This window comes from Pseudomaricurvus sp. (assembly GCF_965662505.1).
GTDB lineage: Bacteria > Pseudomonadota > Gammaproteobacteria > Pseudomonadales > Cellvibrionaceae > Pseudomaricurvus.
The window spans coordinates 1-13,348 of the sequence record NZ_CBFIHX010000099.1; the positions used below are offsets into that span (position 1 = coordinate 1).

Consider the following 13,348-nt stretch of genomic DNA (forward strand, 5'->3'; position numbering starts at 1 on the left):
CCTGCTGACAACTGGCGGCAGATGGTCAGCAACATGGAAGAACTCTATTCGGCCGCACGGGAATCCCGACTGGCCACAGAGAAGTTCATGCTCGACGGCCGTCACACCGGCACCGGCGGCGGTAACCACATCACTCTGGGCGGCAAAACCCCGGCCGACAGCCCCATGCTGCGGCGTCCGGATTTGCTGCGCAGTTTTGTCACCTTTTGGCAGCACCACCCAAGCCTGTCCTATGTATTCTCCGGCGCATTTATCGGCCCCACCAGTCAGGCGCCCCGCGCCGACGAGGGACGGGACGAGATGCTCTACGAGATGGAAACCGCTTTTCAGCAAATGCCCGAAGGTCTGTCGGAACAGCCCTGGCTGATCGACCGGCTGATGCGCAACCTGCTGATCGACATCACCGGCAACACCCATCGGGCTGAGTTCTGTATCGATAAACTCTACTCTCCCGACGGAGCCGCAGGGCGACTGGGTATTCTCGAATTCCGCGGTTTTGAAATGCCGCCCCACAGTCGCATGGCACTGGTTCAGGCGCTGTTGATCCGCACCATGGTGCTGCGCTTCTGGAAAGAACCCTACAACCAGCCACTGGTCCGCTGGGGCACCCAGCTGCACGACCGGTTTATGATGCCCCATCATTTGTGGCAGGACATGAAGGAAGTGGTAGACGACCTCAACGAACACGGTTATCCCTTCAAGCTGGAATGGCTGCTGCCGTTTGAGGAGTTCCGCTTTCCTCACTATGGCCGTACCAAACTGGACGATATGGAACTGGAACTGCGCTGGGCCGTCGAGCCCTGGCATGTACTGGGCGAAGAGAGCGGCAGTTTTGGCACCGCCCGCTATGTGGACTCCTCGGTGGAGCGCCTGCAGGTAAAAATGTCCGGCATGACCGAAGGCCGCTACGTGGTCGCCTGCAATGGCCGCCGGGTGCCCCTGGTTGGCACAGGCAGGCAGGGCGAAAGTGTCGCCGCGGTACGCTACAAGGCCTGGGCGCCCCCTTCCGGTCTACACCCGACCATTGGCGTGCACACCCCGCTGGTGTTTGACGTGATCGATACCTGGAACGGACGCTCGATTGGCGGCTGTACCTATCATGTCTCCCATCCCGGTGGGCGTAGCTACGACACCTTCCCGGTGAATGCGTTTGAAGCGGAGTCCCGTCGCGGCAACCGCTTTGACCAGCTCAGTCACACACCCGGCCCCTATACGCCGAAACCGGAAGTGGATGCCTTGCGGGAGTTCTTCCCGGTCAATCACCCGCCACGTCCCATGGCGCCGCCGCCGGAGGAATCACCCGACGAGTACCCCTACACGCTGGATTTACGGAGAAAACCCAGATGGCTGGATAACTGACAAAAAGACAGCCTAATAACCATCAGGAATGAGTATCAGCGATACCGCTCGCAACCAACAATTGAAGAGTCCGGTGAAGCTGACATAATGGCGTCCCTTCGCCGATACATCGGCGAGGCGGCTGCTATCATTGAATGGCACCCAACCCATAGCGACAAATTATGGCTATCTTGCGCCTTATAACTTTTTGCTACTCATTATTGCTATTTATTGCGTAAACAGGATAACCCGTGATTCAGTCTCAGTCCTCCAGCCCAATCAGTACTTTGCAGCCTGAAGAACTGGTGTATCGCCCCAGTGGATCCCCGCGGGACGAAGTCTTCGATATTGAAGGCAAGACCAAACCCCACTGGGAACAGCTGCTCAACAGCTTCCACGCTCTGGGACGCGGCACGTTTGAGGATCGGGTTAACAAAGCCAATCGCATCCTGCGTGACGACGGCGCCACCTACAACATCTACAGCGATCCCAAGGCCCCCAGCAACACCTGGGAACTGGATCTGGTGCCCTCGCTGATCAGCAGTTCCGAGTGGGCCAAAATAGAATCTGGCCTGCAGGAGCGGGCTGAACTCTTCGATCTGTTACTGAAAGACCTCTACGGCCCCCGGGATCTGATTCGTCAGGGCGTCATCCCCCCGGAAGCGCTGTTCAGTCACAAAGGCTTTTTACGCGCCTGTCACGGCATTAAGTTACCCGGCGAGCACCAACTGATCCTGCACGCGGTGGATTTAATCCGCGGCGCCGACGGCGACATGTGTGTTCTCACCGACCGAACGCAATCTCCCAGTGGTGCGGGCTACGCGCTGGAAAATCGCACGGTCATGTCGCGGGTATTGCCCAGTCTGTTCCGCAACAGCCAGGTGCACCGACTGGCCAGCTTCTTCCAGCAGATGCGCACCAAACTGGCCTCGCTGTCGCCCAATCAGGATCAACCACGGGTGGTGATTCTCACCCCCGGCGCCCACAACGAAACCTATTTTGAACACGCCTATTTCGCCAACTACATGGGCCTGCATCTGGTTCAGAGCGGTGACCTGATTGTTCGCAATGGTTACGTGTGGATGAAAACTCTGGACGGCCTCAGTCGGGTCGATGTCATTCTGCGTCGCGTTGACGACCTGTTTTGCGATCCGGTCGAGCTGCGCAGTGACTCCCAACTGGGGGTTCCCAACTTGCTTGACGTGGCACGCGCTGGCCGCGTGGCCATCGCCAACCCCCTGGGTTCCGGCGTGCTGGAAAACCCGGTGCTGCTAAAATACCTGCCGCAAATTTCCAAAACACTGCTGGGGCGGGAACTGCGCCTGCAAACCGTCGACAGCTACTGGTGTGGCGACCCCGAAGACCTGAATTATGTGCTCAATCACCTGGAGACGCTGGTGGTCAAGCCCACCTTCCGCGGTGCCAACATGAGCAGCGTTTCCGGTCGACAGCTGACCAAACAACAACTGCAGGATCTGCGCGATCAAATACAGCAGCAACCCATGCAGTTTGTCGCCCAACCGCTGATGGACGCCGGGCAACTGCCCACCTACAGCAACGGCCAGCTGCTACCCCGTCCGGCGCTGCTGCGCAGTTTTGCCGTGGCCCACTCCGGTTCTTACAGCATCATGCCCGGCGGTCTCACCCGCGTAGGTGTAAAAGAAACGTCGGTTGAGATCTCCAACCAGTCCGGCGCCCAGAGTAAAGACACCTGGATCATCAGCTCAGAACCTCACGACACCAGTGTTATGCCTGCCGACGAGGCACCGGTCAGTCTGGTGCGCGAAGCCGACCTCATCAGCTTCCCCAGTCGCGTGGTGGAAAACCTGTTCTGGATGGGTCGCTACGCCGAGCGCGCCGAGGCATCGCTGCGACTGCTGCGTACCGTGTTTATGATGCTCAACGGTGAAGAGCCCATCTCCGCCAACTGCCAGCGCCTGCTGTTGCAGGCGGTCACCTCGGTAACCGCCACTCAACCGGGCTTCACCAGCGGCAGCGAGGCCCTGATCCGGGAGCCGGAAAAAGAGCTGCTGCGCGTGGTGGCCGACAGCAATTCCAGCGGCAGCGTGCGCTCCAACTTGAACGCCATGTTGTATTGCGCGGACGAATCCAAAGAGCTGCTGTCATCTGACACCCTGCGGGTAATTAACGATATACGCGATGGCTTAACCGAACTGGACACCGATCTGCTCAGCGGTATGGGCATGGCCTCAGCACCGGAAGAAGCTCTGGATCCACTGGTAACAGCACTGATGGCTCTTTCTGGGCTGGCTCATGAAAGCATGACCCGCGACTTCGGCTGGCGCTTTATGGACATCGGTCGTCGTCTGGAGCGCGCCCTGCAAACCACCACCATCATTCGCTGCCTGGTGGTTCCGGAAGCGCCTGAAACCGATCAGAATGTTTTGCTGCAAGCTCTTCTGTTGTCACTGGAAGGCCTGATCAGTTATCGCCGTCGCTACCGCGCCCGCATGGGTGTGCAGTCGGCACTGGATCTGGTAATGATGGACACCAGCAACCCGCGCTCGCTGTTGCACCAGCTGGAGCAACTCAACCATCACATTCGCCAATTGCCGCGCGCGCCAGACAGTCGACACGAACTGCCACCGGAAGAACGCGCCACCCTGCAAGCGGAAACGCTCATCAAGCTGTCGTTACTGACAGAGTTGAGCGCCCGCGAAAACGGCGAGCGAGCGCAATTGAAACAAACACTGATTACCCTGAAAAAGTCACTCAACACCACCAGCGATTTAATCAGTGACAAGTATTTCGATCACCGGGAAACGTCACAACAATTGGTCAGCAGTATGTGGGAGAACAACTAGGTGCGTTACCGAGTCAAACACATTACCGAGTATCTCTACAGTGGTCGCGTCTCTCACTGTTACAACCTGGCGCACATGATTCCTCGCACCACCCTGCGACAAACCCGTCTAAACAATACGGTCAATGTCAGCCCGGTGGCGGCTCATAGCACAACCCGCGAAGATTATTTTGGCAACGTCGCCTACCACTTCGAGATTCAGCGGCCGCACAACAAGCTGGTGATTACCGCCACCAGTGAAGTAGAAACCGGCCCGCAACGAACCTCACTGAATCTTGATTTCGGCAGCACCTGCGCACAGGCCAAAGAGTTGATGGACAAACCCAATCATGTCGACTCCATTCTGGCGAAAGAGTTTTTGATCGAGTCGTCCATGATTAAACCCAGTGATGAACTGAGAGATTTTGCGGCGCCATCATTTGAAAATGACCGTCCCTTGCTGTCGGCGGTGATGGATTTGACCCGTCGGATTTATCGGGAATTTACCTATTCACCGCAATCCACCACCATTGCCACACCACTGGACGAGGTACTGAAAACCCGCAAAGGTGTGTGCCAGGATTTTGCCCACTTACAGATTGCCTGTCTGAGAGCGCTGGGGTTTCCCGCGAAGTACGTGTCCGGCTATCTGGAAACCCTGCCGCCCCCCGGCAAGGAAAAGCTGGTGGGCGCCGACGCCAGCCACGCCTGGATTTCGGTCTACTCACCGACCGAGGGTTGGTTTGAATTTGATCCCACCAATGATTGCCTGGTCTCTGAGCAGCACATCATTACCGCCTGGGGACGAGACTTTTTTGATGTCACTCCCCTTAAGGGTGTCATTTTTGGCGGCGGTAAAAGTCCCGCGCTGAATGTATCCGTCGACGTGGCGCGCCTGCCTTAACTCAGACCGCCGCTTCGTTAAACCCAAAAGCTTGCCGTCCACTCATCCCCAGAACGACACCGTTCTTGCGCTTGTGTAGGCGAGCACTTGGATCAGCCATTCATGACTGGCTGATGCACCCCAAATACACAGGCTGTCCATTCCGTCGCAACATAGCATCACTGCCCTTGCTCCAGAACTCCAACCCATCTCCTTGATAGCGCTCACCCGACGCGCTTCGAACTCGATTCAACAAGTGGGCCGTGCCACTTTGGGGATCACGCAGAATGATTTGTCCCGCCTGTAACTCCACTGTTTTGTCATTCTGAACATACTGGCCATAAGACACTTCCAATCGTTTATTCGACTCGCACTGATAGACCACTTTCTTGGGTTCTGCATTTGCCGAGCCGGAAATCACGCCATCCAGACACTCAGGCTTTGAATAAGACACACAGGCTTTGCGGGTACAGGCCGCGACCCCCGATTCCAGATTTCGCACGCAATTGTTACAACCGTCCGTGAAACGCTGACACGTTTTCGGGATCACCGTTTTCCAGCTGTTTGCATCAAAAGTTTGCTCGCTATCCACAGAGCCAGTCTGAGCACCGGATGAATCCGTGTTATTGGATGCGCAACCTGACAACATCAGCAAGCCGCAAAGACTCAAAACAGTCAGCAGCGGTTTGACAAAGCTAAGGGTGGCCAGCGGGAGAGGGGTTGTGTGTTTTGACATAGCGATGGAAGTCCTGTTTCGGTGATCAAGTCAGATGATTTCGTTGAATATTGAACAATCAGAATGCCTGTGAGTATAGGACAGATCCATGCACGCCACTGATATCGACATTCATACCGACATTGATACCGACACTGATAGTCCCATTCATTAACCCTGCCGCATTCGCTATAATTGCAGCCCATTCATCACCAAGGAAAGCCTCCGTGACCCAATTTCGCCCATGTATCGATTTGCACCAAGGCCAGGTGAAGCAAATTGTCGGCGGCAGTCTGAATGATGAAGGCGCCCAAACCAACTACGTCAGTCCCTATGACGCCGGCTACTACGCCGAACTCTATCATCAATACGAGCTGCAAGGTGGCCACGTCATCGCACTCGGCCCCGGCAATCAGGAACAGGCTCTTAAAGCTCTCAGGGCATGGCCCAACGGCTTGCAGTTTGGCGGCGGCGTCAACGCCGACAATGCCACCGATTACTTGCAGGCCGGTGCATCACACGTGATCGTGACATCCTATCTGTTTGATAACGATGAGTTCTCGTGGGATCGACTGGAAAAAATCAAAGCGGAAACTGGTGTGGATAAGCTGGTTCTGGATCTGAGCTGTCGGCGTACCGCTGGCGGCTGGAACATTGCCACCAATCGCTGGCAAACGGTCACCAACACCGTGATTAACGCCGACACCCTGGCTGAACTCGGCAAACACTGCGCTGAGTTTCTGATTCACGCTGCTGATGTTGAAGGCCTGCAGGGCGGCATCGATGAAGATCTGGTCACTCTGCTGGGTGACATCTGCCCGGTTCCGGTCACCTACGCCGGCGGCGCACGTACACTGGACGATCTGGAACTGGTCAAAAGCTTGTCCCAGGGCAAAGTCGATCTGACCATCGGCAGCGCACTGGATATTTTCGGTGGCCAGGGCGTCACTCTGGAAGCCTGCGTTGACTGGAATCAGCAACACAGAACATAACCGCTGGATTCAGAGGCTCTCACCTTCCAACTTTTGCCCGCCTCCCTTCTGGGAAGACCGCATAGAGCGATAATACTCTACGGTCTCAATCAGTTGCTGACGCAGGAACTGATGGGGCGCTGAGTTACTCACACGCGAATGCTCCGCCAGAACATACTGCACTTTCAGGTTGTCTTGAGTAGGCAGAGGCAAGCTGATTATGCCACTGCTTAACGTGGTCTCTGCTACAAACACCGGAGGCCCCGGCAACAGATAATCCGTTCTCTTGAGCACCTGCAAGGCGGTAAACAAGTGACCGGTTTCAAACTGCGGTGTCACCACGGCCTCATGACGAATAAACGCATTCTCCCCACGCGCCACCACTAGAGACTCTTTCAAATCCGGCATAAACAACTGCATATGCGGGTACTCTGAAACCATTTCCCAGGTGAGTTCCTTGCCCTCCAAAGGGTGGCCTTCACGGGCGAAGAGTACTGGCGCCGCCGCCCCCAAAGAGGTCACACTCACTTCCGGCGGGTAGAAGTTCTGCTCCACCTGAATGGCAAAATCCAACTCCCCGCTGGCCAACTGATCCAGCTGATTCTCTGTCCTGCTGACGGCCTTCAGACGAAGCCCCGGAGCCAAACGGGACAGGCGAGCCATTAATTCCGGCAGCGCCCAAAAACCAATAAATTCGGGAACAACCACCGTAAACTCCCCTTTGAACTGAAGGGGGTCAAACACAGAAGGCTCAATCAGATGCTCCAAATCGTCTAGCATATTGGGCAGGTGTGCAGCCACCGCCTGTGCTCGTGGAGTCGGCACCATCCCTCCGGCACTGCGGGTAAACAACTGATCGTCAAACATCTCCCGCAGACGACCCAGCGATTTACTCATGGCTGATTGGGTCAAAAAGAGACGCTCAGCAGCCCGCGATACGCTGCGCTCCTCCAGTAATACCTGAAACGTCACCAACAGATTCAGGTCTACCCGTCCCAAATGCTTTAGATCCACAGATACCTCCCGCCCCAAAATAATGAATTAAATTCATTTTAGATTAGAAACTAAGTCATTTGAAGAATACAGGGAGCCCCCCCTATAATTCTTATCAAGTTAGCAGGAAGAGGCATTAAGGCTTCCTAGAAGCGCAAACTGCTTCGAACAGAGTGCGCAAACACGCCACCATAGTGAGGGATTTATCATGGGATATTTCATTTTCAGCATCTATTTAGCCATATTGGGCGTTGTAGCGTATGACGATCTGCGCGATGCAAACCAGCCAGCGACCAATCACAAAGCCTAATTTTCAGCAGTCTGCTTTATCGACATCAACTCTCTCAGCCCACTCTTTAGTGGGCTTTTTTTTGGCCAGGCAAAAGTCAGACACAAAAAAGCCGCCCGAAGGCGGCTTTTTAAATTGATTTGCCTGTAATGGCAATCAATCAAAGGGGTGGCGCAAAACGATCGTTTCTACACGATCCGGGCCGGTGGAAATAATATCCGCCGGTGCACCCACCAACTCTTCCAGACGCTTGATGTAGGCCTGTGCGTTAGCCGGCAGCTGATCCCAGGTCTGGGCTCCCACAGTACTCTCCGTCCAGCCAGGCATGGTTTCGTAAACGGGCTGAACTTCGTCCCAACCTTCCGCGTCGAAAGGCACGCTGATGTCGTTGCCGTCAGCATCCTTGTAACCGACACAGATGTTGACGTTTTCCAGACCGTCCAGCACGTCCAGCTTGGTCAGACAGAGACCGGAGATGCTGTTAATGCGGATGGCGTAGCGTACGGCCACGGCATCAAACCAGCCCGTGCGGCGCTGACGACCGGTGGTAGCGCCAAACTCGTGGCCCTTTTCACCCAGGTGCTGACCCACTGCGCAGGACAGCTCGGTCGGGAATGGCCCGCCGCCAACACGAGTGGTGTAGGCCTTGGTAATACCCAATACATAGTCGAGATACAGAGGACCAAAACCGGAACCGGTGGCGGTGCCGCCTGCGGTGGTGTTGGAAGACGTTACGAAAGGATAGGTGCCGTGATCAATATCCAGCAACGAGCCCTGCGCGCCTTCGAACATGATGCTCTCGCCATTTTCGCGGGCGGTGTGCAGCATATCGGTGATATCTGCCACCATAGGACGCAACTGCTCGGCCCACTCCAGCGATTCTTTCAACACGGTGTCGTAATCCAGCGGATCGACTTTGTAGTAGTGCTGCAGAGAGAAGTTATGATACTCCAATACCTCTTTCAGCTTTTCAGCAAAACGCTCGGCGTTCATCAGATCGCCCAGACGCAGGCCGCGACGAGCAACCTTATCTTCGTAGGCAGGGCCGATGCCACGACCAGTGGTGCCAATTTTGGCGTTGCCACGGGCCAGTTCACGAGCCTGATCCAGCGCCACATGATAAGGCAGAATCAGCGGACAGGCCGGAGACAGACGCAAGCGTTCGCGCACAGGAACACCCTGCTCTTCCAAACCCGCCATCTCTTTCAGCAACGCGTCGGGTGCCAGCACGACACCGTTACCGATCATGCAGGTTACACCCTCACGCAGAATGCCAGAGGGGATCAGATGCAGGACGGTTTTCTTACCGTCGATGACCAGAGTGTGACCCGCATTGTGGCCGCCCTGGAAACGTGCAACTAAAGAAACCTGATCGGTCAGCAGGTCAACGATTTTACCTTTGCCTTCGTCACCCCACTGGGTGCCTAACACAACGACGTTCTTGCCCATTGCTTCAATAACTCTTTAAAAGGATTAACAAATTAAAGGGACTTGACGCGGTACTCGCCCGCCTCAAACACCAATTGACGATCGCAGTCCGCATTGACATCAGCGACGCTCTGTCCTGCAAAACCACAGACAACACTTTCTCCTTCGGCGCGCAAACGGTTAACGGCGTCCCACTGGGCTCCGTCGTCCGTTGCCGGCGCAAAGATGGCGCCACTGCGAACAGCAGCCGCCTTCACCAAACCGTCAATGGCGGTGATGTCCACATTAAATCCGGTGGCCGGACGCGCGTTGCCAAACACTTCACCGACGTGGTCGTAACGACCACCGTTGGCGACAGAAGCACCATAGCCCGGTGCGAACGCAGCAAATACCACTCCGGTGTGGTAGTTGTAACCACGCAACTCGCTGAGATCAAAATACAGATTAGACTGCGGGAAGCGCTCGGAAACTACGGCCGCAATGGCGTCCAGAGTGTCCAAAGCCTCTTTCACAGCAGCCGGCGCCTTTGCCAGCACCTCGCGTGCCTGCGCCAGTATCTGCCGACTTCCCGCCAGTGTCGGCAATGCTTTAAGCATAGCGGCAATATCAGCAGAGCCAATATTGCTGTCGACCCACGCGTTGATGTCGGACGTGGCCTTGCTTTGCAGCAAATCGAAAAACGCACGCTCCTGAGCATCATCCAGCTGCGCTTCAGCAGCCAGGGTGCGGTAAATATCCACATGCCCCAGATCGATGTTCAACTGCTCCAGACCACAGGCCTGCAGTGACGCCAACAGCAGTGAGACCACTTCGATATCAGCACTGACACTGGCCTCGCCGTACAGCTCAACACCCGCCTGAATAGGAGAGCGGGTACCCAGTGGTGATTTGGGACGGGTATGCAGCACGTGGCCGGCATAGCATAAACGGGTCGGGCCGCTGCGCTTCAGACTGTGCGCATCGATGCGAGCTGTCTGCGGCGTGATATCGGCGCGAATGCCCAGCGTACGGCCGGACAGCTGATCAGTCACTTTGAACGTCATCAAATCGATGTCACGCCCAAGACCAATCAGTAGGGAATCGGTGTATTCAATAAGGGGAGGTATGACCAACTCATAGCCCCAACGGCTATAGAGGTCCAGCAGGCGGCGGCGCAAAGATTCTATGCGGATGGCCTTCTCAGGCAGAATATCTTCGACGCCATCAGGCAATAACCAACGGTCAGCGTAGGTCATGATCGGTTGTCAGCCTCTTTAGCTTGTCTTCAAAAACGTAATTAAGTCTTAAGACTCAATGGATCAGGTACACTTTCAATGCACCAGGTACAAGTTCAATGCACCAAGTACAACAGGCCGGCGCCCAGCAACATGCTGAGCAATCCCATGGTTCGCAACTGACTGTCATTCACCAAAGCCAGTGAAGAGACCAGTTTGCGCCAGCGCTGCGGGTACAGAAAAGGGATAATGCCTTCGAAAACCAGCATTAAACAAAATGCCTTTCCTAACTCTTCCCACATGATGTGCTATTTAACCCTTAAAGTGCTTTCACTCACTCAGCACTCAATCATCAACTGGTGTGCTCTCAAGTCCGCCGACACTCAATGTTTGAGTGATATTCAACCAACTTTGAAGCCGTTGCCTGAGCGGGTGGCACAAAAAAACCGGGCCCATTGGGCCCGGTTGATGCATTCTACCACTGATGGCAGTCGGGTAACAATCAAACTGGTCTAGTTGCCAGCCGCCTGTCCCGAACTGTCTTTCAGGTAGCGGAAAAAGTCGCTATCCGGATCCACCAGCATCATATCGCTCTTGTTCTTAAAGCTCTCACGGTAGGCCGTCAGACTCCGAACAAAACTGTAGAACTCTGGATCCTGGGTGTAGGCGGCAGCGTAGATAGCCGCAGCTTTGGCGTCCCCTTCACCACGCAGTTGCTCGGCGTCGCGATAGGCTTCTGCCTCAAGGATTGTGCGCTGACGATCGGCATCCGCACGAATCACCTCAGCTTGCTCCTTACCTTTGGAGCGATGCTCACGGGCTTCACGCTCCCGCTCGGTGTTCATCCGGTTAAACACGGATTCACTGACCTGCTCCGGCAAATCAATACGTTTAATGCGCACATCAATCAGCTCAATACCGTAGCGCTGCAAAGTGAGCTTGTTGAGCTTTTCAGTCAAGGTCACCATCAACTGGTCACGCTCACCACTGATCACTTCTTGCAAAGAGTGATCACCAAAGGCATTACGCAAACCTTCGTTGATCCGCTGATCCATGTTTCGAACTGCGGTCACTTCTTCACCGTTAGTGGCGGTGTAGTAGGTGCTTACATCCTTGATACGCCATTTAGCGTAAGAATCAACAATCATCACCTTCTTTTCGACGGTCAGAAAACGCTGCGGCCGCACGTCCAAGGTTAAAACACGACTGTCAAACTTGCGTACCTCATTGACCATTGGGATCTTAAAGTGCAAACCAGGAGGAATGTCGGCATTGACGACCTTACCAAACTTCAGCATCACACCACGCTCGGTCTCTTTGATGATAAAGAGCGTATTGGAAGCCACAAAGAAAACAATCAGAGCACCGATAACGATGCCGAAAACTTTATTATTCATGATTAACGAGTCTCCCTGCGACGAGTCGTATTGCTGATCGATTCGCGACGCAACTGATCAACCACTTTATCGCTGATTTCACGCATCATGGCTGGCGACAAGGTCGATGTGCCGGTCGCAGCGGGTTGGGCTGACATCATTTTATCCAGTGGTAAATACAGCATGTTGTTGCCGCCTTTCACGTCCACGAGCACCTTGGAACTGGTGGACATCACGTCCTGTACCGCGTCCAGGTAGAGACGCTCACGAGTCACGGCTGGCGCTTTTTTGTACTCGGCCAACAACTGCTCAAAGCGTTTTGCCTCACCTTCGGCTTCGGCCACTTTCTGCTCACGATAGGCCATGGCCTCTTCGATCACGCGCTGGGCAGCACCACGAGCTTCGGGGATGATGCCATTGGCGTAGGCCTGAGCTTCGTTTTTCAGACGCTCTTCATCTTCACGAGACTTGTTCACATCGTCAAACGCCGCCTGCACTTCACGTGGCGGGCTGGTTTCCTCAACGTTCACCTTGTCCACTTCGATACCGGTTTCATAGGCATTCAGGTAATCCTGCAAACGCGTTTGCACGTCGATCGCCATCTGCTCACGACCTTCGGTCAACACTTCGTGCATCTCGGTGGAGCCCACAACATGACGCAAAGCACTGTCCATCGCCTGAGCAAGACTCGCTTCAGGATCACGTACGCGCAGCACGAAGCTCTTGGCATCACCGATGCGATACTGGGTCGACAGGTTAACTTCTACAATGTTCAGATCCTGGGTCAGCATCTCACCACGGGTGCTGTGAGAGCGAACCTTGGTGACATTCACTTTGGTGACATTGTCCACCAGTGGCGGATTCCAGTGCAGGCCGGCACCCGCTGTTTTGGAGTAAACACCAAAACGCAAGATCACGGCTTTTTCCTGCTCGTTGACCTGATAAAAGCCAAACAAGCCGTAGATGACTGCGACAACCACCAGTATCAGCACCAGAGCCGAGCCGCTGAGCCCGCCGCCCTGTGAGCTGCCACCGCTGCCGCCACCGCCGAAAATACCGCCGAGTTTCTCCTGAAATTTTTTCAGGGCCTCGTCCAGATCAGGAGGGCCGTCATTACCGCGCTTCCCCCCCCAGGGGTCTTGATTGTTCCCACCCGGTTCATTCCAGGCCATAGTCACTCTCCGTTAATATAAATCCGTTGCAACGACCTGCCGGCGTCACACACGCCCGATCGCTTATGATTATCTGTTGCGGTACCTGCGAGGATACCTTTCCAGCGATTCTAACAAAGCTGCTCACAGAAAGGTGAACTGCTTTGCTCCGTTCGCATACTGCCCA

General features: G+C 55.1%; 11 protein-coding genes. 4 read left to right on the top strand and 7 right to left on the bottom strand.

The annotated features are described in order from the left end of the window. The 3 genes from ACTG33_RS12925 to ACTG33_RS12935 all read left to right on the top strand — a co-directional run. Window positions 1-1,359 (top strand): transglutaminase family protein (locus tag ACTG33_RS12925; RefSeq protein ID WP_439135640.1); only part of this gene is annotated, 1,359 nt, incomplete at its 5' end. A 230-nt stretch (window positions 1,360-1,589) separates the two neighbouring features. Beyond that, window positions 1,590-4,163, top strand: coding sequence for a circularly permuted type 2 ATP-grasp protein (locus ACTG33_RS12930; protein WP_439135641.1), 2,574 nt, complete (start codon window positions 1,590-1,592; stop codon window positions 4,161-4,163). Further along, entirely contained in the window at window positions 4,164-5,045 is an 882-nt protein-coding gene (locus ACTG33_RS12935) for a transglutaminase family protein (RefSeq protein ID WP_439135642.1), read from the top strand. Between the two features lie 100 nt (window positions 5,046-5,145). Here ACTG33_RS12935 and ACTG33_RS12940 read toward each other — a convergent pair whose 3' ends face one another. Further along, entirely contained in the window at window positions 5,146-5,760 is a 615-nt protein-coding gene (locus ACTG33_RS12940) for an MliC family protein (RefSeq protein ID WP_439135643.1), read from the bottom strand. Between the two features lie 206 nt (window positions 5,761-5,966). On the opposite strand from ACTG33_RS12940, the gene hisA reads away from it, so the two are divergent. Next, window positions 5,967-6,731, top strand: a complete 765-nt coding sequence (hisA, locus tag ACTG33_RS12945) for a phosphoribosylformimino-5-aminoimidazole carboxamide ribotide isomerase (RefSeq protein ID WP_439135644.1) — start codon at window positions 5,967-5,969, stop codon at window positions 6,729-6,731. A 9-nt stretch (window positions 6,732-6,740) separates the two neighbouring features. On the opposite strand, the gene ACTG33_RS12950 is transcribed toward hisA, so the two are convergent. The 6 genes from ACTG33_RS12950 to hflK form a co-directional block, all read right to left on the bottom strand. Continuing rightward, entirely contained in the window at window positions 6,741-7,724 is a 984-nt protein-coding gene (locus ACTG33_RS12950) for a LysR family transcriptional regulator (RefSeq protein ID WP_439135645.1), read from the bottom strand. Window positions 7,725-8,148: 424 nt separating this feature from the next. Continuing rightward, window positions 8,149-9,441, bottom strand: coding sequence for an adenylosuccinate synthase (locus ACTG33_RS12955; RefSeq protein ID WP_439135646.1), 1,293 nt, complete (start codon window positions 9,439-9,441; stop codon window positions 8,149-8,151). A gap of 32 nt (window positions 9,442-9,473) precedes the next feature. After that, entirely contained in the window at window positions 9,474-10,655 is a 1,182-nt protein-coding gene (locus tag ACTG33_RS12960) for an ATP phosphoribosyltransferase regulatory subunit (RefSeq protein ID WP_439135647.1), read from the bottom strand. A gap of 95 nt (window positions 10,656-10,750) precedes the next feature. Beyond that, window positions 10,751-10,936: a DUF2065 domain-containing protein gene (locus ACTG33_RS12965; RefSeq protein ID WP_439135648.1), complete on the bottom strand. Its 186-nt coding sequence runs from the start codon at window positions 10,934-10,936 to the stop codon at window positions 10,751-10,753. Between the two features lie 210 nt (window positions 10,937-11,146). Continuing rightward, a complete protein-coding gene (gene hflC, locus ACTG33_RS12970) occupies window positions 11,147-12,031 on the bottom strand; it encodes a protease modulator HflC (protein ID WP_439135649.1) in 885 nt (294 codons plus the stop codon). Between the two features lie 2 nt (window positions 12,032-12,033). After that, complete coding sequence (hflK, locus tag ACTG33_RS12975) at window positions 12,034-13,182, bottom strand: FtsH protease activity modulator HflK (RefSeq protein ID WP_439135650.1); 1,149 nt, start codon at window positions 13,180-13,182, stop codon at window positions 12,034-12,036. Window positions 13,183-13,348 lie beyond the last annotated feature (166 nt).